Source organism: Ornithinimicrobium faecis (assembly GCF_023923225.1).
GTDB lineage: Bacteria > Actinomycetota > Actinomycetes > Actinomycetales > Dermatophilaceae > Ornithinicoccus > Ornithinicoccus faecis.
Genome location: NZ_CP099489.1, coordinates 2,194,716 through 2,215,197, shown reverse-complemented (window position 1 = coordinate 2,215,197; position 20,482 = coordinate 2,194,716). Strand labels below are relative to the sequence as shown.

The 20,482-nt window shown below is 68.3% G+C and carries 20 protein-coding genes; 13 read left to right on the top strand and 7 right to left on the bottom strand.

Features of this window, described 5'->3' with window-relative positions; all coding sequences use genetic code 11:
* The first annotated feature begins 64 nt into the window (after positions 1-64).
* The gene (locus tag NF556_RS21390; protein WP_345780147.1) at positions 65-460 is read left to right on the top strand and encodes a transposase; all 396 of its coding nucleotides are present in this window, start codon (positions 65-67) and stop codon (positions 458-460) included.
* Between the two features lie 281 nt (positions 461-741).
* On the opposite strand, the gene thrS is transcribed toward NF556_RS21390, so the two are convergent.
* Positions 742-2,727 carry a threonine--tRNA ligase gene (gene thrS, locus NF556_RS10255; protein WP_252595536.1) on the bottom strand — a complete coding sequence of 662 codons (1,986 nt, stop codon included), beginning with the start codon at positions 2,725-2,727 and terminating at the stop codon, positions 742-744.
* A 64-nt stretch (positions 2,728-2,791) separates the two neighbouring features.
* Here thrS and NF556_RS10250 point away from each other — a divergent pair, with 64 nt between their 5' ends.
* The 3 genes from NF556_RS10250 to helR all read left to right on the top strand — a co-directional run bounded on the left by NF556_RS10250 (position 2,792) and on the right by helR (position 6,675).
* Positions 2,792-3,607 carry a siderophore-interacting protein gene (locus tag NF556_RS10250; protein ID WP_252595534.1) on the top strand — a complete coding sequence of 272 codons (816 nt, stop codon included), beginning with the start codon at positions 2,792-2,794 and terminating at the stop codon, positions 3,605-3,607.
* 41 nt (positions 3,608-3,648) lie between these two features.
* Positions 3,649-4,230, top strand: coding sequence for a thymidine kinase (locus tag NF556_RS10245; RefSeq protein WP_252595533.1), 582 nt, complete (start codon positions 3,649-3,651; stop codon positions 4,228-4,230).
* A gap of 282 nt (positions 4,231-4,512) precedes the next feature.
* Complete coding sequence (helR, locus tag NF556_RS10240; protein ID WP_252595532.1) at positions 4,513-6,675, top strand: RNA polymerase recycling motor ATPase HelR; 2,163 nt, start codon at positions 4,513-4,515, stop codon at positions 6,673-6,675.
* A 21-nt stretch (positions 6,676-6,696) separates the two neighbouring features.
* Here helR and NF556_RS10235 read toward each other — a convergent pair whose 3' ends face one another.
* From NF556_RS10235 to NF556_RS10225, 3 genes are read right to left on the bottom strand one after another with little or no spacing between them, the layout of a single operon-like run.
* The gene (locus NF556_RS10235) at positions 6,697-7,665 is read right to left on the bottom strand and encodes a M56 family metallopeptidase (RefSeq protein WP_252595531.1); all 969 of its coding nucleotides are present in this window, start codon (positions 7,663-7,665) and stop codon (positions 6,697-6,699) included.
* Positions 7,662-8,048 (bottom strand): BlaI/MecI/CopY family transcriptional regulator, encoded by a 387-nt coding sequence (locus tag NF556_RS10230; RefSeq protein WP_252595530.1) that lies wholly within the window; start codon positions 8,046-8,048, stop codon positions 7,662-7,664. The genes NF556_RS10235 and NF556_RS10230 overlap by 4 nt, the downstream gene beginning before the upstream one ends.
* Positions 8,045-8,452: a hypothetical protein gene (locus tag NF556_RS10225; protein WP_252595529.1), complete on the bottom strand. Its 408-nt coding sequence runs from the start codon at positions 8,450-8,452 to the stop codon at positions 8,045-8,047. The genes NF556_RS10230 and NF556_RS10225 overlap by 4 nt, the downstream gene beginning before the upstream one ends.
* A gap of 93 nt (positions 8,453-8,545) precedes the next feature.
* Here NF556_RS10225 and NF556_RS10220 point away from each other — a divergent pair, with 93 nt between their 5' ends.
* The 3 genes from NF556_RS10220 to NF556_RS10210 are packed head-to-tail and all read left to right on the top strand — an operon-like array spanning position 8,546 to position 11,067.
* On the top strand, positions 8,546-9,307 hold the full coding sequence (locus NF556_RS10220) for a DsbA family protein (RefSeq protein ID WP_252595528.1): 762 nt from the start codon (positions 8,546-8,548) through the stop codon (positions 9,305-9,307).
* 6 nt (positions 9,308-9,313) lie between these two features.
* Complete coding sequence (locus tag NF556_RS10215; protein WP_252595526.1) at positions 9,314-10,180, top strand: cytochrome c biogenesis CcdA family protein; 867 nt, start codon at positions 9,314-9,316, stop codon at positions 10,178-10,180.
* On the top strand, positions 10,177-11,067 hold the full coding sequence (locus tag NF556_RS10210) for a hypothetical protein (RefSeq protein ID WP_252595525.1): 891 nt from the start codon (positions 10,177-10,179) through the stop codon (positions 11,065-11,067). The genes NF556_RS10215 and NF556_RS10210 overlap by 4 nt, the downstream gene beginning before the upstream one ends.
* A 13-nt stretch (positions 11,068-11,080) precedes the next feature.
* Here the strand turns inward: NF556_RS10210 and NF556_RS10205 are convergent, their stop codons facing one another.
* Entirely contained in the window at positions 11,081-12,049 is a 969-nt protein-coding gene (locus NF556_RS10205) for an aldo/keto reductase (RefSeq protein ID WP_252595524.1), read from the bottom strand.
* Between the two features lie 19 nt (positions 12,050-12,068).
* Here NF556_RS10205 and NF556_RS10200 point away from each other — a divergent pair, with 19 nt between their 5' ends.
* Positions 12,069-12,833: an SAM-dependent methyltransferase gene (locus tag NF556_RS10200; RefSeq protein WP_252595523.1), complete on the top strand. Its 765-nt coding sequence runs from the start codon at positions 12,069-12,071 to the stop codon at positions 12,831-12,833.
* A gap of 60 nt (positions 12,834-12,893) precedes the next feature.
* On the opposite strand, the gene NF556_RS10195 is transcribed toward NF556_RS10200, so the two are convergent.
* The gene (locus NF556_RS10195) at positions 12,894-13,985 is read right to left on the bottom strand and encodes a hypothetical protein (RefSeq protein ID WP_252595522.1); all 1,092 of its coding nucleotides are present in this window, start codon (positions 13,983-13,985) and stop codon (positions 12,894-12,896) included.
* 351 nt (positions 13,986-14,336) lie between these two features.
* On the opposite strand from NF556_RS10195, the gene NF556_RS10190 reads away from it, so the two are divergent.
* From NF556_RS10190 to NF556_RS10170, 5 genes are all read left to right on the top strand, one after another.
* Complete coding sequence (locus NF556_RS10190; RefSeq protein ID WP_252595521.1) at positions 14,337-15,404, top strand: IS110 family RNA-guided transposase; 1,068 nt, start codon at positions 14,337-14,339, stop codon at positions 15,402-15,404.
* A gap of 392 nt (positions 15,405-15,796) precedes the next feature.
* Positions 15,797-15,952, top strand: coding sequence for a hypothetical protein (locus tag NF556_RS10185; RefSeq protein WP_252595519.1), 156 nt, complete (start codon positions 15,797-15,799; stop codon positions 15,950-15,952).
* 88 nt (positions 15,953-16,040) lie between these two features.
* Complete coding sequence (locus NF556_RS10180) at positions 16,041-16,514, top strand: nucleotidyltransferase domain-containing protein (protein ID WP_252595518.1); 474 nt, start codon at positions 16,041-16,043, stop codon at positions 16,512-16,514.
* Entirely contained in the window at positions 16,514-16,864 is a 351-nt protein-coding gene (locus NF556_RS10175; RefSeq protein ID WP_252595516.1) for a HepT-like ribonuclease domain-containing protein, read from the top strand. The genes NF556_RS10180 and NF556_RS10175 overlap by 1 nt, the downstream gene beginning before the upstream one ends.
* A gap of 1,093 nt (positions 16,865-17,957) precedes the next feature.
* Positions 17,958-19,484, top strand: coding sequence for a CCA tRNA nucleotidyltransferase (locus NF556_RS10170; protein WP_252595515.1), 1,527 nt, complete (start codon positions 17,958-17,960; stop codon positions 19,482-19,484).
* A gap of 468 nt (positions 19,485-19,952) precedes the next feature.
* On the opposite strand, the gene NF556_RS21385 is transcribed toward NF556_RS10170, so the two are convergent.
* Positions 19,953-20,084: a hypothetical protein gene (locus NF556_RS21385; protein ID WP_256829839.1), complete on the bottom strand. Its 132-nt coding sequence runs from the start codon at positions 20,082-20,084 to the stop codon at positions 19,953-19,955.
* Positions 20,085-20,482: the final 398 nt, after the last annotated feature.

Here is a 20,482-nt window from a genome sequence, read left to right as displayed (position 1 = left end):
CGCAAATTGATAGAGGTCTCGTACGCTCCCCTAGCTGGCAGTCTGTTTGTGACCCACCTGATTGATGGAGGGTGTCATGGCAGTTGCCACGATTGCAGCACGGTCTTTCTCGACTGAGCAGAAGCGGGAGCATGTGCTGGCGTACTTGGAGCGTCAGCACGGGACGACCGCGTATCTGCAGGAGCATGGGTTGTCTTATAGCCATCTGTTCTTCTGGCGCAAGGCTCTGGCTGACGGTGATCTGGCGCGTGGCCAGGTGCCTCGCCATACTGGGTCGATGACCCAGGAAGACGCCGCTGAGGTCCGCCGGTTGGAGGCCGAGGTCGAGCGGTTGATCGGTGAGCGGGACAAGGCCGTGGCCGAGCGAGACCAGTTGGCCCGGGCGGCTGATGCGTTGGGAAAAGCTATCGACGTCATGGATCGGCATGGCGTCGGCTCACGCGAGGACGAACCGTGCTGACCGCGGCCCAGCAAGCGACCTTCGACGCGGGCCGGGCCGCCGAGGATGAGCTGATCGCCGAGCTGGTGGAGGCGGGTTCTCTTCCTAGCGGTTTCGTATGTCGAGTCGGCACCCGGCTCCGTTCAAACTCCCAGGGCCACGCACCGTGCCGCCAGAGGGAAACCTGAACCACAATGCGGGGCGGACGCGCCCGTACGAAACCTGTATCAGAATGCGGGGAAGACGTACGAAACCTGTATCAAAATGCGGGACAGGCGTGCGAAACCTTTATCTTTTTGGGGTCAGACCTGGACGCGCTCGTGCACGGCGGCGGCGATCTCCTCGACAGCCTCGGCGATCGGGACACCGTTCTTCTGTGAGCCGTCGCGATAGCGGAAGGACACCGCGCCGGCGTCCCGGTCGTCGCCTCCGGCGATCAGGATGAACGGCACCTTCGACTTGCTCGCATTGCGGATCTTCTTGGGGAACCGGTCGTCGGACAGGTCAAGCTCCACCCGGATGCCCGCAGCCAGCAGTTGGGCCTCGACCTCCTTGAGATAGCCGTCGAACTCCTCGGCCACCGGCACGCCGACCACCTGCACGGGCGCCAGCCACGGCGGGAACATCCCCGCATAGTGCTCCACGAGCACACCGATGAACCGCTCGATCGAGCCAAACTTGGCCGAGTGGATCATGACCGGCTGCTGCCGGGTGCCGTCCGCAGCCGAGAACTCCAACTCGAAGCGCTCGGGCTGGTTGAAGTCGTATTGGATCGTCGACATCTGCCAGGTGCGCCCGATGGCGTCGCGCGCCTGGACGGAGATCTTCGGCCCGTAGTAGGCCGCGCCGCCGGGGTCGGGCACGAGCTCCAGCCCGGTCTCGGTCGCCACCTGCTCCAGGATCGCGGTCGCCTCGGCCCACTGCTCGTCGGAGCCGATGAACTTGTCCTTCTTGTCACCGGTCGCGTCGCGGGTGGACAGCTCGAGGTAGTAGTCGTTCAACCCGAAGTCGCTGAGCAGCTGGGTCACGAAGTCGAGCAGGTGCTTGATCTCGCCGGGGGCCTGCTCGCGGGTGACATAGGAGTGGCTGTCGTCCTGGGTGATCATCCGCACGCGGGTCAGCCCCTGCAGCACGCCCGACTTCTCGTTGCGATAGACCGTGCCGAACTCGAAGAAGCGCAGGGGCAGCTCGCGATAAGACCGTCCGCGGCTGCGGAAGATCAGGTTGTGCATCGGGCAGTTCATCGCCTTGAGGCGATAGGGCTGCCCGTCGTCATCGATCGGCGGGAACATACCCTCGGCGTAGTAGGGCAGGTGACCGGAGGTGTGGAACAGCCCCTCCTTGGAGATGTGCGGCGTCCCGACATACTGGAATCCGGCGTCGATGTGCGCCTGGCGGACGTAGTCCTCCATGACCCGCTTCAGCACGCCGCCACGCGGGTGGAAGACCGGCAGACCCGGGCCGATCTCCTCGGGGAAGGAATAGAGGTCCATCTCCGCGCCCAGCTTGCGGTGGTCGCGGCGCTCTGCCTCGGCGAGCCGGTCCAGATAGGCCTTCATCTCGTCCTTGGACGGCCAGGCCGTGCCATAGATCCGCTGCAGCTGGGGGTTCTTCTCCGAGCCACGCCAGTAGGCCGCGGCGCTGCGTGTGATCTTGAAGGCATTGCCGATCAGCTTGGTGGTCGGCAGGTGCGGGCCACGGCACAGGTCGCCCCAGACGGTCTCACCCGTGCGGTCCTTGTTGTCATAGATCGTCAGTTGTGCGCCGCCGACCTCGACCGAAGCCCCCTCAGCTGCATCCTCGGCGGAGCCGCCCTTCAGACCGATCAGCTCGAGCTTGTAGGGCTCGCGGGCCAGCTCCTCGCGGGCCGCGTCGTCCTCGATGTCGCGGCGGTGGAAGGTCTGACCGGTGTTGATGATGCGCTGCATCACCTTCTCGAGCTTCTTGAGGTCCTCGGGCTGGAACGGCTCGGCCACGTCGAAGTCGTAGTAGAAGCCGTCGCGGATCGGGGGGCCGATGCCCAGCTTGGCGTCCGGGTTGACCTCCTGGACCGCCTGCGCGAGGACGTGGGCGCAGGAGTGGCGCAGCACGTCGAGACCGTCGGGCTCGCTGATCAGCACCGGCTCGACGACGTCTCCATCAGTCAGCGAGTGGGCCAGGTCGCGCAGCTCGCCACCGACCCGGGCGACCACGACTGCCTTGTCGTCGGCGAAGAGGTCGGCCGCGGTCGTGCCCTGATCGACCAATCGCTCGCTCCCGGCGATGGTGACGGTGATCTGGGCAGGCACGGTGACTCCTAGAGGATCGGTGGGCGATGGCCGTCGCGGAGAGCGACTGTGCAAGCCTAATGGGGTGAGCAAGCCGAATCGTCCACCGCGCCCCCAGGCGCTCCTGACCGTCGAGTCCTCGGAGTGGGTCTCCCCCACCACCGTGCGGATCGTTGGCGGCGGTGAGGGGTTCTCGACCCTCAACCTCAATGAGTTCACCGATGCCTATGTCAAGTTGCTCTTCGTCAAGCCGGAGCTGGGTCTGACCCCGCCGTATGACGAGGCTCACCTGCGCGAGACCCTCGCCCCCGAGGACCAGCCAGTTCGGCGGACCTACACCCTGCGATGGGTCGACCGGGAGAACCAGCGTCTGGCCATCGACTTCGTCGTGCACGGCGACGAGGGCGTCGCCGCCCCCTGGGCACGTGAGGCTCGACCTGGTGACCAGTTCGTCGCCTCCGGGTCCGGCGGAGGTTACGCCCCGGACCCGACGGCCGACTGGCACCTGTTCATCGGCGACGAGTCAGCCCTGCCGGCCATCTGCGCGGCCCTTGAGGTGCTGCCCACCGACGCCCAGGGCGTCGTCTACCTGCAGACCACCGAGGACTCGGGGAGGATCGAGATCAAGGCGCCTCACGGCATACGGCTGGAGTGGTTGACCGGGCCGTCGAGCGAGACGAGCCTGCTGGCCGAGGCGGTCGCCGCTGGACCCTGGCCGCAGGGGCGGGTGCAGGTCTTCGCCCACGGCGAGCGGGAGTCGATGAAGGCCGTGCGGGCCCTGATGAAGGAGCGCCAGGTGCCGCGTGAGGACCTGTCGCTCTCGGGCTACTGGGCCTATGGCCGCACCGAGGATCGCTTCCAGGCGGAGAAGCGCGAGCCGATCGGCCAGATCCTGGACTGAGGACGGACCACCGCGAATCGCTCCGGTCCTAGACTCCTGCCATGAGAGCAGCGCCGGTGGCGGGTCACGTGGAGGTGATCTGCGGGCCGATGTTTGCGGGCAAGTCCGAGGAGTTGGTGCGCCGGGTGCGGCGCGCCCGGCTGGCCGGCCTCGAGGTCGAGGTGGTCAACCACGCCCTGGACGCTCGCCACGGCACCGGTCAGGTCGCCTCGCACTCCGGGGTGAGCGTGGTCTCGCGCACCGCTCCAGACGTGACCGCCCTGCGGTCGCTGCTGGAGGGCCGCTCCCCCGATCTGGTGGCCATCGACGAGGCGCAGTTCTTTGGCCCGGGGCTCGTGGACGTCGTTGACGAGCTCGCCGCCCGGGGCCTCACCGTGCTGGTGGCGGGGCTGTCGGTCACCTTCGACGGGCGGCCGTTCGAGCCACTGCCCACGCTCATGGCCACCGCAGAGGTCGTCACGCGGCTGACGGCGGTGTGCTCGGTCTGCGGTGGCGAGGCAGCCCTGCACCAACGCGTGGACACGGATGCCACCAGCGACGCGCTGGCCGCGGCCGAGGAGCACGTCGGTGGCATCGAGAGTTATCAGGCGCGCTGCCGACACCACCACGAGACCGCAGCCTGAGCGCTGACGCAACCCAGCGGCATACGACGGTCCCCAGCGCGCGGCCGGGTCGAATCACTGCTGGCAACCGCCGACTAAGTCCCCCAGCACCGGCACGCTGTCTCCCCCTGCCCTTTCCAATATATAGCGCATGGGGGGCCTTGCCGCAAGCGGCTTCTGGCGTTCACACTGGGTGCTTCACGCGCACAAACCCGCAGGTCACGAGGGGGACTGACCGGCCTGCCGAGCCATTAACGAGCACCGTGACACCGCCCATCACCATCCCTGGGAGCTGACGCCTGCATGACCAACCAGACCACCACCGCCTTTGCCCTCCCCGAGACCCTTGCCGCCAAGAACGACCCCGCCCTGATCGCCGGGGACGAGCAGCACTTCGCGGCCATCGCCGCCACCCAGTCCGAGCAGATCACCGAGCTGACCAGACGGCTGGACGCTGCCCGCCGGGCCCCGGGAGGCTCGGGGCAGGCAGCCCTCGACCGCGACCTGGAGATCCACCGGCTCACCGGACAGCTGCGGCTCCTGCACCGTTTCGGCCTCGACCTGTGCCTGGGCCGGGTCGTGCGCGCCGGTGACCCCGAGCCCATCTATATCGGGCGCACCGGGCTGACCGACAGCACCGGCGATCGTCTACTCATCGACTGGCGCGCGCCGGCCGCCGAGCCCTTCTTCGCCGCCACCCACGCCGATCCGATGGGCCTGGTGAGTCGTCGGCGCTATCGCTGGACAGGAGGCGGGCAGGTCAACGACTACTGGGACGAGGTCTTCACCGCCGAGGGGCTGACGCAGCACGCCGCGCTCGATGACCAGTCGGCCTTCATCGCGACGTTGGGCAGCAGCCGGTCACCCCGGATGCGCGACGTGCTGAGCACCATCGCGTCCGACCAGGACGCCATCATCCGGGCCGGCTCGCGCGGGGCGCTCGTCGTCGACGGTGGGCCGGGCACCGGCAAGACGGTGGTGGCCCTGCACCGCGCGGCCTACCTGCTGTATGCCGATCCTCGCCTCGGTCACCAGCGCGGCGGTGTGTTGTTCGTCGGGCCGCACGAGCCGTATCTGAACTATGTCGGCGACGTCCTGCCCAGCCTGGGTGAGGAGGGTGTGCAGACCGTCACCCTGCGCGACCTGCTGCCCGAGGGCGCGACGGCGGGGCCAGAGGATGACGCCGAGGTCGCCGCCCTCAAGTCGTCCCGGGAGATGGTCGAGGTCATTGAGCCGGCCGTCCGCTTCTATGAGGAGCCACCCAGCACGGGAACGCGCCTGGAGGTCGACGGGGTCGAGCTAACCGTCCGGGCCATGGACTGGGCCGAGGCCTTCGCGTCCCCAGAGCCGGGGGTGCCGCACAACGACGCCCGCGAGCAGGTCTGGGAGACCCTCGTGCAGATCCTTGTGGACGCCGTGGAGGTCGAGGAGGACGACGAGCACTTCGCGGAGGCTGATCTGCGCCGCGCGCTGGCCGAGCACGAGGAGCTGACCGCGACCTTCAACGGGGCCTGGCCGCTGCTCGAGCCCGAGGACCTGGTCGCGGACCTCTGGTCCGTGCCGGCCTTCCTGCGCCTGGCCGCGCCATGGCTCTCGGCGGGTGACGTGGGGCGTCTGCAGCGGGAGCATCCGACCGCCTGGACCGAGTCCGATCTGCCCCTGCTGGACGCTGCCCGGCAGCGCCTCGGTGACTCCGGTGCTGTGCGCCGGCGACAGCGCCAGGAGGCCGCCGCGGCGGCGGAGCGGGCACGCATGGACGAGGTCATCGACCGGATGCTCGAGGCCGACAACATCGGCGGCCTGTCACAGCAGCTGCGGCACCAGGACCTGCGGGACAAGCTCGTGGACTCCGGCGCTCTGCCGACCGCCACGCCGGACCGTCTCGCGGGACCTTTTGCGCACGTGATCGTCGACGAGGCCCAGGAGCTCACCGACGCCCAGTGGCAGATGCTGCTCAGCCGCTGCCCCTCGCGGAGCATGACGATCGTCGGGGACCGGGCCCAGGCCAGACACGGCTTCACCGAGTCCTGGAACGAGCGGCTGGAGCGGATCGGCCTGGACCAGATCGAGGTCGCCTCCCTGAGCATCAACTACCGCACGCCCGCCGAGGTGATGGCACAGGCGGAGCCGGTCATCAGGGCTGCCATCCCCGATGCCAACGTGCCCACCTCGGTGCGGGAGGGCGGCATACCCGTGGTGCACGACTCCCGCGACAGGCTGGACACGATCCTGTCGACCTGGCTGGCCGAGCACGAGGAGGGCATCGCCTGCGTCATCGGGCACCCGGGCTTCGAGGCGCGTCCGCGGGTCCGGTCGCTGACCCCCGTGCTGGCCAAGGGGCTGGAGTTTGACCTGGTGATCCTGGTCGATCCAGAGGACTTCGGAGACGGGATCGAGGGGGCGGTGGATCGTTATGTCGCGATGACGCGAGCCACTCAGCAGCTCGTCATCCTGACCAGCGACTGATCAGCAGGCGTCTGGGCGTCGTCAGCAACCGTTCAGAGCGGCGAGGGCATAGGGCAGGTGCACCGCGGCACCGACCACCGCGAGCACGAGCAGGTGCGCAACCACGGCCAGCATCGGGAGCGCGCCGGCCGTTCCGCTGCCCGGCAGGACGAGGTGCTGGATGCGTCCGGGCCCAGCAATGTGCAGGGCCCCCACAGAGTCTCCTGCCCTGGTGGGACGCTCCCCCAGTCGCACCAAGGCACTGACCAGGGCGGTGGTGCCGACCCGGTCGCGAGCCTGGTTGTCGGCCGCGATCTCCAGATAGTGCGGCAGCGCCTCCCGGGCTGCGACGACCAGAGGCACCCACCGCAGTTGGCGTGCCAGCCCCGTCATCAGCATGGTGATCAGGTGATGGCGCTGACTCAGGTGCGCCTGCTCATGCGCCAGCACTGCCGCCAACTCCGGACGACCCAGGCTCGCCAGCGCCCCCTTCGACAGCACGATGCCGCCGTCGCGGGCCGGGAGGCTCAGGGCGAAGGTCCTCGTCTCCGGGACGACCTGGATGTCGTGCCCCAGCACCCGGCGCGGGGTCGCACGGGCCAACACCTGCCCGGCCGTGTGCCGCGCCTCGACCTGGTGACGCCAGCTCTCCCGGACCAGACCGACGACGACTGCTGCGGCCACCAGCACGGGGCCCACGAGCAGCAGCACCACCGGGATGCCGGTGTCGACGGTGCCTGCCGCGAACGGATTGGCTGCGTTGAGACACTGCTGGCAGGCCTGTGCAGCCCGAGCCGGCAGGACATCAGGCCCACTGACCACCCAGGCGAGCAGTGGCCCAAGAGCCAGCGCGGTCCCGAGCCACACCACGACACTGCCCAGCAGCAGTCCGATCGCCAGCCGTGGCATGCGCACCAGGGCCGGGGCCGCTGACCGCAGCAGCCAAGGACCCAGGAACGTCGCGGCCACCAGCGCCACCGCCAGCACACCAGCGAGCAGGCCCGGCGTCACGACGGCTCCCCTGCGCCGCGCGCGCCGAGATAGTCCCGCAGCAGGGCCAGGTCACTCTCGGGCATCGTGTCGACGAAATGCAGGATCGAGGCCGCCCGGTCCTGACTGGCGTCGAGCACGTGACCCATGAGCTCGGCCGCGTGTGCCTGCCGACTCAGCCGTGCGGCATACCGGGTGGAGCGGCCCCGGCGGGTGATGGTGACCAGGCCCTTGCGGTCCAGATTGCCGAGGACTGTGGCAATCGTGGTGTATGCCGAGGTGCCGCCGAGTCGGTCGATGACCTCCCGGACGGTGACCGGGCCGTGGTCCCACAACACGTCCATCACCTGCGTCTCGAGGGCGCCCAGGCGGGGCAGCCCGGTCCCGGAAGTGCGCTCGCTCACGGAACCACCGCCAGGGCGCGGGGCGGCACCGGCCAACCCACCGCACACCAGGCGAGCACACCCCCGGCGGCACCGAGACGGCTGCTGCGCACATCGCCAGCCTCCAGGTGCTCCGCGGCGTCAGGCGCCTCGACATGGAGGGCGGACTGACGCAGGTAGGTGGCCAGCAGCATGCCGGACAGCGCGGACGTGACCAACCACACGGGGTAGTTCCACCACACCGGCGGAATGTCTCGCCCAAAGATGGGGTTGGGCATGAGGACGGTGGCCACGCCGATGACGACCGCGACGAGCACTGCTGCCACAGCCGCGACGAGCACCTGACGGGGGCTCCAGGAGCGGAGAGCACCGCGCGCGAGCACCAGATTCTGGCGCAACGGCCATGGGCGCGAAGTCTGCGGCATGCCGGCCATCATGCCGCAGCTCGACTATGAAACATAGTCGACTATGTTGCATAGTCATCAGAACGTTCTCACCACCACCTCGCGAGGAGTTCCATGTCATCCCAGTCAGCCCGCCGACCCGCACGCTCGTGGGTGGTGCCGGTTGCGGTCCTGGCCGTGCTCGCTCTGCTGATCACGCTGGTGCTCAATCTCAGTGGTGGATCCCAGGAACCGGACACCGGCGCCGCTCCTGCGGCTCAGTCCGAGTCGTCTGCGACCGAGGACCCCTCGGACGCCGCCCCGACCGAGGTGCAGGGCGCGGTCCAGCCCGCCCTGACGGACATCGAGCGACGCGACGAGGCCGACCCGCTGGCGGCCGGACCAGTGGATGCCCCGGTGGCCCTGGTCATCTTCTCCGACTACCAGTGCCCCTACTGCGCGCGGTGGAGCGAGGACACTTTGCCGGTGATGCTGGAGCGGGCCGAGGCCGGCGACCTGCGCGTCGAGTGGCGTGATGTGAACATCTTCGGAGTGGCCTCCGAGCGGGCCTCGCGTGCCGCCTACGCAGCGGCGCTGCAGGACTCCTTCTGGGACTACCACGACGCGCTCTATCCCGACGGCGAGACCCGCTCCGAAGGCGACCTGAGCCAGGAGGCCCTCGAGGCACTGGCCGGCGACCTGGGGCTGGACACCGAGAAGTTTGCAGAGGACATGCACTCCCCGGCCACCGATCAGGCCATTGCCGGCAACGCCAAGCTCGGCCTGGACATCGGCGCCTATTCCACCCCTGCCTTCATCCTGGGCGGCCAACCCATCGTCGGCGCACAGCCCACCCAGGTCTTCGTCGACGCCCTCGACACCGCCCTGGCGAGCTGAGCACTGGTGGACATCGGCCTGCTCAGCGCGTTCCTCGGGGGCGCTCTGGCCCTGTTGAGCCCCTGTGCTGCCCTGCTGCTGCCGGCCTTCTTCGCCTCAACCGTCGGCTCGGGTCCACGGTTGGTGCTGCACGGTGCCGTGTTCTATCTCGGTCTCGTGCTGGTGCTCGTGCCGCTCGGGGTCGGCGCCGGCGCTCTCGGGTCGTTGTTTGTGACGCACCGCCAGACCATCGTGGTCATCTCCTCGGTGTTGCTCGTGCTGCTCGGCATCGTGCAGATCCTCGGGTTCGGCTTTGACACTGCCCGCCTGCTGCCCGGTGGCGGGCGACTGCAGTCGCGGGCCGCCTCCGCCACCGGCCTGGTCAAGACCGTGCTGCTGGGAGCGGCCGGCGGGGTCGCCGGCTTCTGCGCCGGCCCGATCCTCGGCGCCGTCCTCACCCTGGCAGCCACTCGCGGCGACGTCTTTTCCGCCGGCGGACTGCTCGCCGTCTACGGCGCTGGAATGGTCCTGCCGCTGCTGCTGATCGCGGCCCTGTGGCAGCGACTGGGGCCCCGCGGCCAAACCACCCTGCGTGGACGCACCTTCACCGTGCTCGGTCGCGAACTGCACACGACCTCGGTCGTGACCGGCCTGCTCATCATCGCGGTCGGCATCCTGTTCTGGACGACCAACGGCCTGGTCGGTGCCCCCGAGATCCTTCCCTATGAGACCCAGTCCTGGCTGCAGGAACTGGCCGGCACCCTAGCCAACCCGATGATCGACATCGTGGCCCTGGTCGTCGTCGCGGCGGTGGTCCTGCTGCTGTGGGCTCGCAGCCAGCGCAAGACGGCGAGCGACCAGCTGGCGGGGACCACGAAGGACCCACAAGCATGACGCCCCACCGCAAGCTGACCGCGGCGGCGACTGTCGGCATACTCCTGCTGTCTGCCTGCAGCACAGTCGAACCCGACGCCCCCGATGACGTGACGACCACGACGATCACCGCCCTGGACCGCGATCCGCACCCCGTGACGAGCCCCGTGCCCGAGGCTGACACCACCGGGTTGTGGCTCCCCCTGTCGTTCCAGGAGTCGCGCATCCTTGATCCCGGATGGGACACCGATGTGCTGTCTGCCGACGGCGTCTTCCTCGGTGCAAGCACCACCGGTGACCACGTCGAGTTCACTGCGATCGACGTGCACGGCGAGATCCTGTGGGCCGCTGAGCGTCCCAGTGGCAGCATCGACTTCGAGGTGCGCAGCGACAACGGGTCCGCCATCGCGGCCCTGCCTGACACCGATCCTGACGGGGCGCAGTCCGTCAGTGGCTATGACCTCGTCACGGGTGACCGGGTCTGGGGACCGGAACAACCACCCGGACCCAGGGCCGCGGACTCCGCAGAGCAGACGCAGTCCACCACGACCGACGACGGGACCCATCTCGACCCAGGCACGAGAACCCGGATCACCTTGCGGGACACCACTTTGCGCGCAGAGGGATCTGATGGCAACGAGCTGTGGACCCTGTCCGTGGAGGCGGACACACAGGTGGCGGGCTTGGCGGGCGGGCTGCTCTATCTGCGCGAGGGTGATGCGATCAGGGCACACAACGTGGTGACCGGTGCCGTGGCGCAGGCCTACGACCCCGAGGGTGAGGGTCGCGTCGTCGTGCCGCAGATGATGGTCGCCCAGGGGGCCGACTTGTTGATGGACGGTGAGCGCCCACTCATCGCAGTCGCCCCCGAGGAGCCAGCGGCGCCTGGAGGACCGCCTGCCGGCTGACCGATTCGTCGCCTCAGCCGAAACTGGCGGAGGCCTCGTCCAGGGCGGCGATCTCATCGGTCGTCAGCGTCAGGGACGCGGCGGCAAAGAGTTGGTCGAGCTGGGCGGTGCTGGTGGCAGCGGCCAGCGGCGCGGTGACCTTGCCGTCTGCGGTGGCCCAGGCCAACGCCACGGACGCGACCTCGATGCCGTGGGCGGCTGCCACGTCGTCGAGGGCCTCCACGACCCGCAGGCCCTCCTGCGTCAGATAACGCTCGACCGCACCGGCGCGCGCCCGCCCCTCAAGGTCTGCTGCTGAGCGGTATTTGCCGGTGAGGAAGCCGCCGGCGAGCACCTGATAGGGGAAGACCGACATCTCGTGGCGGCGAGCAGCGGCGGCGAGCCCGTCCTCATAGCCACGAGAGACCAGCGAATAGCGCGGCTGCAGGGCCACCGGCAGCGCGAAGCCGTGCTCCCGGGAGACCTCGAACCACTCGTCGATGGCCTCCACGGTGAAGTTTGACAGGGCGATGGTGCGCACCATGCCGGCCCTGACCAGGGCGTCAAAGGCGGCCGCGCTCTCCACGACGGGGGTCTCGTCGTCCTGGTAGTGCGCGTAGTAGACGTCGATGTGGTCGGTCTGCAGCCGGCGCAGCGACTCCTCGGCCCCGCGCCGGATCGTCTCGGGCGCCAGCCCCATCAGATCCGGCTTGCCGGAGACCTTGGTGGCGATCACGATGTCGTCCCGGTTCCCGCGGGCGCTCAACCACTGCCCGATGACCGACTCCGACTCGCCGCCGGAGTTGCCCGGCACCCAGTGGGAGTACATGTCGGCGGTGTCGATGAAGTTCCCGCCGCGCTCCACGAAGCCGTCGAGGACGGTGTGGAACTCCCCCGGCTCCTCGGCGTTGTTGAAGGTGTTGGTGCCCAGCCCCAGCGGGTGGATGCGGAGCTCGGAGTCCCCGATCGGCACGGTCGTCGCAGTCTGATTCTCAGTTGACACGGTCCCTAGGTTGTCATGCGTGCATCCCGATCTGATCGCCGCCCCGGGCCGCTACCCGATGTCCTCGCGCTACGACCCCACGTGGGTGATGTCCCTGGAGATGGGTCCCCATCCGCTGTGGCAGCTTGAGGAGCTGTGGCCAGGCCTGGCACTGTCGCCTGGGCAGCATGTCCTGGACCTCGGCGCGGGCCGTGGTGCGACGTCCGTCGTCCTCGCCCGGGAGGCGTCGGTGACCGTCGACGCGCTCGACGCGTGGATCTCGCCCGAGGAGCTCGGGCAGGTCGTGCGGGCAGCCGGCGTCGAGGGATCGGTGCGCGCTCTGCAGGGCGACGTGCGCACCTGGGACTTCGAGGCGGAGTCCTATGACGCGATCGTCAGCATCGACGCCTGGGAGTATTTCGGCACGGACGTCCGCTTCCTCCCCAGGCTGCTCAGGGCACTCAAGCCCGGTGGGGTCCTGGCCTTCTCGACGCCGTCGCTGGCCGATGATCCGTATGCCGTGGCTCCCCTGCCCCTGTTGCGTGACCTCGTCGGGGCGGACGTGATGGCCTGGCACTCACCGCAGTGGTGGGCCACCCACACCCAGGTGACCGGCGGGTTGGAGGACGTCCGAGCCTGGATCCCTCGGGACAGCCTGGACCTCTGGTGCGCCTGGGAGGACGCGCTGGACACGGACGACCGTCGGCTGCGGGAGGTGCTCGAGGCCTACCGCCGACACTCGACGGAGTCTCCGGCACTGGGGATGGTGCACGTGGTGGCGCGCAAGCCAATTGGGTCGTGCTGAGCGGGCGCGGTCGACGCGAGAGTGGACGAACTGCGGCGACTTGGCGGGGCGGTGCTCCTGTCACCGCACCCAGTACATGCTCTCCGAGTCACACGCGTGGATGACCTTGCCGTCCCCGCTCACGGGCTGGCTGGGGTCGGCGGGGGCGTCGTCCCACGCGGCATCCGGGACGACGACCGGTGCGGGCGGGTGCGCCGGCGCGATCCTGAGCTCACCACAGCCCACGTCGAAGGCTCCTTCTGCTGTGGCCACGAAGATCAGCTGCCCACCGTCCGGGCTCCAGGCGGCATCGATCTCGGCGAAGTCCGACCGGGTCACCTGCTGGGGGCTCGCGGACTCCCGCAGGGCGACGGTGTGCAGGTGATCATGATGGGTGAACACCGCCTCGGTGGAGCTCGGCGCCACGGCCAGGTCGACGGGGAGGTCATCCCAGCCGGTGAACTCACTGATCGTCAGGGTCTGCTGATCCGCACCGTGGAAGTCCTGGACGACCGCGAGGGCCCACCCGATCGCCTTCCCCTCGTCGTCCAGCGCCTCGGCAGAGATGAGCACGTCACTCCCGTCGGGAGAGAACGAGAAGTCCTTCACGTGCGGGATGCGGCCACTGATCTGGCCCCGGTCATCGAAGAGCACGAAGTCGGTGCGGGTGTCTGGCGCGTCGCTGGAGCGGGCGAGCGCCCCGAACAGGTCCGCCCCGGGCACGAACTCGGGAGAGCTCTCGAGGATGGCTGACAGCTCGATGGTCGTGGCCTGCGAGGGTGTCGCCAACTGGTGGACGTGCACCCGCGTCGTCTGGGTGAAGAAGTCATTCTCGTGCCAGGCGAACTCGTCCAACTCCTGCGACAGCGTAAAGCTGTCCCCACCGTCGAAGACCACGGACTCCGTGCGCGCTGCGACGTCGTAGCGCATGAGGTGGTCTGCCGAGGAGTAGTACACACTCCCTGCGGTTTCTGCCGGAGGCGTGCCCGATCCGGAGCCTGTCGTCTGGTCCGCCTCGGTCACACTGCCCGGGCCCTGCCCGAACGAGCAGGAGGACGCCGTCATCACGAGCAGCGCCGCGACCAGCACTCGGCGCAGAGCACTGTGCAACCTCCGTCGAGACATCAGTTCCCCGGCGGGGCTCCCATACGGCGAGTCGGTGTCACGCTTCATCCCAGCCGCCCCCTCAATTGCAGGTCATGCACCTGACCATCGGTCCGCTCACCGACCTCGCCACGGTATCGGCTGCTGACCGCTGCGGGAAGGGATCTGGGCCAGCCGTTCCTCCGCTCATCGACACCTGCGTTGTGTGCCAGCTCGGGCTGGCCAAGCGGTCTTTCGGGCAAATCACCCGGCTGCCGAGCCGGTCGTGGTTCAGACCGTATGACGTAGCTGCGGCGCGAGGTCGTGGTTGCGGGCCGGGGCCTACCTGACACAAATTCGTGGATTAATCGGGCAGGAGCGGCCTGCTCGGTACCACATGTGTAGGAGGCCCCGGTGTTCACGGAGCGTACAAGTATCGGGATGGACGTGCACGCACGATCGGTGCGGGCAGCAGCGATCGACACGGAGACCGGGGAGGTCATCCAGGCCACCGTCGGCCCTGCGGTCCAGGGTGTGCTCGACTGGGTCGAGCAGGTCGCCGTCGAGCACGGGCCGGTCGCCGTGACCTACGAGGCCGGCCCGACCGGGTACGGCCTGGCCCGGGCCCTGAGCGCAGCAGGGATCCGCTGCGAGGTGGCAGCACCGTCCAAGCTGATCCGCCCCAGCGGGGACCGGGTCAAGACCGACAAGAAGGACGCGATGCTGCTGGCCCGGCTGCTGCGAATGGAGGAGATCACCCCGGTGCGGGTCCCCACCCAGGCCGAGGAGGACGCCCGCGACCTGGTCCGGGCCCGCGACGACCTGCGCCGGGACCTGATGGGCACCCGGCACCGGCTGAGCAAGCTGCTGCTGCGCCACGGTTACGTCTACGACGGCGGGGATGCCTGGACCGGCAAGCACCAGGCGTGGATGCGCTCGCAGGTCCACTTCGAGCTACCCGGCGCCCGGGCTGCGTTCGAGCAGTACCACGCTCAGGAGGACCGGTTGGTCACCGACCGCAAACGGCTGGACAAGCAGATCGCCGCGCTGGCCGCCGACAGCGAGTTCACCGCCACCACCCGACGGCTAGCGTGCCTGCGCGGGATCGACACCCTGACCGCGTTCGCCCTGGCCATCGAACTCGGCGACTGGCACCGGTTCACCGGCGCCACGATCGCTACCTACCTGGGCCTGGTCCCCTCGGAGAACTCCTCGGGCCAGTCCCAGCACCGCGGCGCGATCACCAAGGCCGGCAACCCGCACGCCCGCCGCCTGCTCATCGAGGCCGCCTGGCACCACAAGGCCAGCTACCGGCCCGGCAAGACCATGCACCAGCGGTGGGCACTGGCCCCCGCCCAGGCAGCCGCCCGCGGCGACGCAGGCAACCGGCGACTCCACCAGCGCTGGCAGATCCTGAGCGCGCACAAGAAGAAGCACACCATCGCCAACACCGCGATCGCCCGCGAACTGGCCGGCTGGTGCTGGTCCCTGGCCATCATGGACACCTAACACACCCCATAAGCCCGTTCCTGGGCCGAACCCGGTGGCCAGAGCACGCAGCGCGAGGAGCAACTCACCATTGGACTGTGAGCAGCAGCACCCCCCACCATGGCGCGGGACTGCCACGCTCGACCTCAGACCCTGACACTGCTCCAGCCGGAACACGGTCCTGCGGTAACCAACCCGCGCATATCAGACTGACACGCGTCGAAACCCGCCGCAGCCAGCCACCAGACCCCCAGGAACGACGAGGCGCCGCCGAGCACCCAGCCCGCCGGCGCCTCACCCTGCCACTTGACAAACTCCCCTACATATCAGTCCTACGGCGACCGCACTTCGACTGCCCGGGCCCACGCCTACCAAGTGCTGGTGGCGATTATGGCCAGGCTGCCTGCGACGACGTGATCCCCCGCAACCCCTGCCGAATCAAGGCCGAAGGTCGGGCGCCCGTCAAGCGCGAGCCCGAGATGCTGACCCTGGCCGAGCTGCTCACGCTGGCCGACGCGATGCCCGGGCCGCACCGGGCCCTGCGTTGGCCGTGCCCGGCATCCTCGTGACTGCGCTGCATGAGCACCTGGCCGAGCAGCCCATGAAGCTGGCCATCAGGAACGGCCACGATGAATAGAACCCTGATAAGATTGCCTTATGACTCTTGCGGCCAAGTACCGCGACGCTCGACGCGACGAGGAGCTAGCGCGGCTCCGGCGCGCGCTTGCCCTACGGGCGATGGTGGCAACCGGAATGAGCCAACGGCAGATGGCCGAAGCGCTCGACATCACCCAGCCAGCCGTCAGCCAGCAACTCAAGCACGCCCCCGAACTCGATGACGTGCACCCAGTGGTCCTGCTGGAAGCGGCTGCGCCGATCCTCAAGTCGCTGGCAGCCGAACATGGCTACGCACGACTCGCAGTCTTCGGCTCCGTCGCGCGCCATACAGCCCATGAGGACTCTGACATCGATCTGCTGATCGAAGCACCTGAGGGCACCTCGTCGTTCGGGTTCATCCGCTTCAAACAACTCATCGAGCAAGTCCTTGGCCGCGAGATCGACCTCGTGCCCCACGGTGGCTTGAAACCAACACGCGATGACGACATCCGCCGCGAGGCGGTGCTGCTCTGATGGATCGGAAGGCAGCCAAGGAGTTACTCCATGTCCAGGGCTGGCTCGAACGAGTCGACGAGATCATCCAGCGCGGCCAGGACGCTTACCTGACCGACGACCTCCTTCAAGAGGCCGGTGACTCACTCATGATGAAGCTTGGCGAGGCCGCTAACCGAATCTCTCGACGCGATGTGCTCGCGCCCGAGGGTGTCGAGTGGGCGCTCGCAGTCGCAAACCGAAACTTCATCATCCACCAGTACGACGAGATCGACCGAGACCTCACGTGGCTCACGCTCTCGCGCGACTTGCCCGCCTGGCGAGCATCGCTAGAACCGCTATTCGCCGAAGCCGCCGCGACGATCCTGTAAGCGGCCGACCGCGGCGAGCCGGACTCCAGGAGTTCCGTGACGACGTGGGTGACCAACGGACGTCACGCCTTGGCCGTCAGCCGATCTGGCCGATCCGCGCGACGCGACGACCCAACACGACGACCGCCAGGCTGAGCGCCAGAACCACCTGAAAGGACACACCTGAGGCCTCACCAGTGCCATCGGTATGACGGGTCCCGGCGTTCTGAGCGCGAGTCCGTTCTGTCGACTCCTGAGTTGCTGCTGGGCACGAACACGCGCAACTGCCGTTGTCAGCGCGTAGCGTCCTAAGCCGCGCCGTGCTCACTGCCGAGAGTCGGACGTCTCCACGGCACGAGGAAGGAGTGCGGGTCTGGCACTTTGGCCCAGGTTCAGGTGCGCGTCGCCTTGGTCGGTAATGGGCTGGAGGGCTTGATGAGGCGCCACAGCAGGCGCCAGAGCAGGCGCAGCAACTGGTGAACGGCGATGCCTACTGCAGTGTTGGCGAAGGCGAGTGCAGCTGCGGCGGCTAGGAACGCAATGCCTACCTGCTGGGAAGGACTGGCTCGACGGCACATGCGAGAGTCACCAACGCGCGAATCTGGCGCTGTGAGCGCGTCACACGTGGCAGAACCCGGTGACAAGTTGGGCCCCGACCACGATCTGACTGTCGAGTCGGATCAGGCGAATCTTCACTGAGGTTGCACGCAGGTTGCTGGTGGCGGCGACCGACTTGGCGAGGTTCCGTGGAGCCCAGGGATGCGACCGGTCGGACGTCCAGGTATATGGGGACTCGTTCCAACCATCAACGGTGAGAGCTATCCGACACGCCTCAAAATAGTGATCGCGGTCTGACCAACGTCTCCGCTGGTCAGACCGCGATTGGTGCTGGTGGACGTGAAGGGACTCGAACCCCTGACCTCTCGCGTGTGAATCTTCCGGTCAGTTTCTGAGCCCTCGGGCGCCACGGCGCTGTGACCTGCATGTTTGTCTCCTGTGCGGGTACTGGAGATGGTTGTGGGTACCAGCGACAGTACCCGTTGGTTCCCGTTGTTTCCCGCACGTTCCCCGGTCTTCGGTACACGCTCTGGTACATCCGCACAGCGGTGAGGGTATGCGCACCCACCAGGTCCGGCGGCAGCCCGCGGGCACCCCAGCCGGAGGTCAATATGCTCCCGGCGTCAGCGGAGAATCTACCCTCGAACTGGAGCAGGAGACCCCCGACACCCACACCCGGATCATCCCGAACCTCGTGAACATCCCGGCACCCGTCGATGTCGCCCTGGACACCCTGCGGGCGGCCGGGATGCGTCCGGTCCTGGTGGGCGGGTCGGTCCGTGACGCCCTGCTCGACCCGGACCTGGAACCCAAGGACCTGGACTTCGAGGTGTACGGCGCCCATTCTCCCGCCCAGGTCGCACAACTGCTTCGACCGCACGGCCGGATCGACGAGGTGGGTGTCTCGTTCGGCGTCGTCAAGCTCACCGCCAGCGGCCACGACGTCGACCTGACCCTGCCCCGCCGCGACTCCAAGGTCGGCGAAGGCCACCGCGGTTTCGAGGTCACCACAAACCCCGACCTGTCGTTCGAGGAAGCCTCGGCCAGGCGCGACTTCACCATCAACGCCATCATGTGGGACCCGGCCACCGGTGAGCTGATCGACCCGCACGGCGGCGCCGACGACCTCCAGGCGGGGGTGCTTCGCCACGTCTCCGACGCTTTCGATGACGACCCGCTGCGTGTCCTGCGCGGTGTCCAGTTCGCTGCCCGGTTCGACATGGACATGGCCCCCGAGACCATCGAACGATGCCGGTCCCTCGCAGGCGCCTACCCCCAGCTGGCCACCGAACGAGTCTGGGGTGAGATGGACAAGGTGTTCAGTCGCGGTGTCCGGCCCTCCCGCGCCCTGGACCTCCTGGAACGGACCGGTTGGGTGGAGCACTTCCCGGAGCTGGCCGCCACCCGGGGCACGCCACAAGACCCGGACTGGCACCCCGAGGGCGACGTCTACACCCACCTGGGATTGTCAGCCGACGAGGCTGCCGCACGTGCTGACGCCGCCGGACTTTCACCAGACCGCCGGGCCGTCGTGGTCGCAGCCACCCTGCTGCACGACGTCGGCAAGAGCACCCACACCCAGCACCATCCAGATGGGCGGATCACCTCCCACGGTCACGCGGGTGCCGGTGAACAACCGACCCGTGAGCTGCTGGCCCGGATGGGTGCACCGAAAGCGTTCACGACCCCGGTCACCGCCCTGGTCCGTGAGCACATGAATCATCAGGGCGTCGGCGAAAACGGGCGCCCCAGTGTCGGTGCGGTCCGCCGGTTGCAGCGACGCCTCGACGCCGCCGGGAGCAGCCTGACCGAATGGTCCATCGTGGTCGCCGCCGACAGTGCAGGACGAGGGTCCGCCGCCAAAGACGACCCGTCACAGGTCTGGCTCGAGGTGGCTGACCGGCTGGGGGAACGAGAGGCGCCCCGACCACGACTGCTCACCGGCAAGCACCTCATTGACGCCGGGATGGAGCCCGGACCGTCCTTCCGTGACGTCCTGACCGACGCCGAACGTGCCCAGGACGACGGTGAGTTCGACGACGAAGCCGGCGCCTTGGCCTGGTTGGCCAGGCGCCCCGCCTAAGGTTTACCCATGGTCAAGCCCGGACTGCCCTGGTGACCAGACCCTGCCCACTCCGCTCGCGTTCGACTGGTCGCCGTAACGAACGGTCGCCGGCGGCCTGATCGGCGCCGTGGGCTGGGCGCTGCTCAAGTACGTCACCGCGCTGCGACATGAGGTGCACGCGAACCCACACCTACTCGACGTCCCTCGCACGCTGCGATCGTGGCCGCTCGGCGGTTCCCGCTACGGATGCTACTGACCGTCCGGCTCCTCGTCGGGGCTGGCCAGGCTGGGCCTACGAGTGAAACCTCGGTCCGATGCTCATGCCGGGTCAACTCGCCGGGCTCGCGATCACGAGCATCGCCGCGGTCGTGCTCGTCGCCCCGGCCTTGCTCGTCGCGCGCTGGGAGCGAAAGCGGGACCGGCAAAGCCTAGTGGGCTGGGCCGACGAAGAGCCCGAGCTGATAGCAAGTCACCATGAACGGCCAATCACGGCGCCACAAGGCCCCCAAGATCCGCGGCCTGGGCAGCAGTCTCCGGGTCATCCGCCGCAGCCGAGCGGTCCACAAACGGCCAGAACCTGCGCGCCGCGATGGAGCGGTCGGCGGTCTCGCCTGTCATGCCAGCGGCGTAGTTCCTATGTATCGCCCTGCGGCTGCACGACTTCACACAGAAATGTTTCGAGACCGCCAAGGTCGGGTACAGGTTGGAGAAGCCGATCATGACCGGCCGACCTGATCCAGGCGGAGATCATCCGCAAGTTGGGGGAAGCCGACCTCGTGCTCTGCGACGTGAGCCGCTCAACCCCAACGTGTTCTTCGAGTCGGGCATCCGCACGGCGCTGGATCGGCCGGTGGCCCTGGTGCGGGATCAGTTCACCACGACTTGCCGTTCAACACGGGCATCCTCAGTACACACCAACGACGCCCAGATGACTGCCTGGACTCTCCAGGACCAGATTGCCGCCCTGGAGGTCCACCTGGAGCAGAGCGTCGAGCGTGCTGACCGCTCGAACCCCA

Excerpts from the sequence above, each read along its gene's own strand:
- NF556_RS21390 (WP_345780147.1), top strand. The coding sequence starts at position 65 with ATGGAGGGTGTCATGGCAGTTGCCACGATTGCAGCACGGTCTTTCTCG.
- NF556_RS10245 (WP_252595533.1), top strand. The coding sequence starts at position 3,649 with ATGAGAGCAGCGCCGGTGGCGGGTCACGTGGAGGTGATCTGCGGGCCG.
- helR (WP_252595532.1), top strand. The coding sequence starts at position 4,513 with ATGACCAACCAGACCACCACCGCCTTTGCCCTCCCCGAGACCCTTGCC.
- NF556_RS10225 (WP_252595529.1), bottom strand. The coding sequence starts at position 8,452 with ATGCCGCAGACTTCGCGCCCATGGCCGTTGCGCCAGAATCTGGTGCTC.
- NF556_RS10220 (WP_252595528.1), top strand. The coding sequence starts at position 8,546 with ATGTCATCCCAGTCAGCCCGCCGACCCGCACGCTCGTGGGTGGTGCCG.
- NF556_RS10210 (WP_252595525.1), top strand. The coding sequence starts at position 10,177 with ATGACGCCCCACCGCAAGCTGACCGCGGCGGCGACTGTCGGCATACTC.
- NF556_RS10195 (WP_252595522.1), bottom strand. The coding sequence starts at position 13,985 with ATGAAGCGTGACACCGACTCGCCGTATGGGAGCCCCGCCGGGGAACTG.
- NF556_RS10190 (WP_252595521.1), top strand. The coding sequence starts at position 14,337 with ATGGACGTGCACGCACGATCGGTGCGGGCAGCAGCGATCGACACGGAG.
- NF556_RS10180 (WP_252595518.1), top strand. The coding sequence starts at position 16,041 with ATGACTCTTGCGGCCAAGTACCGCGACGCTCGACGCGACGAGGAGCTA.
- NF556_RS10175 (WP_252595516.1), top strand. The coding sequence starts at position 16,514 with ATGGATCGGAAGGCAGCCAAGGAGTTACTCCATGTCCAGGGCTGGCTC.
- NF556_RS10170 (WP_252595515.1), top strand. The coding sequence starts at position 17,958 with ATGCGCACCCACCAGGTCCGGCGGCAGCCCGCGGGCACCCCAGCCGGA.
- NF556_RS21385 (WP_256829839.1), bottom strand. The coding sequence starts at position 20,084 with ATGACAGGCGAGACCGCCGACCGCTCCATCGCGGCGCGCAGGTTCTGG.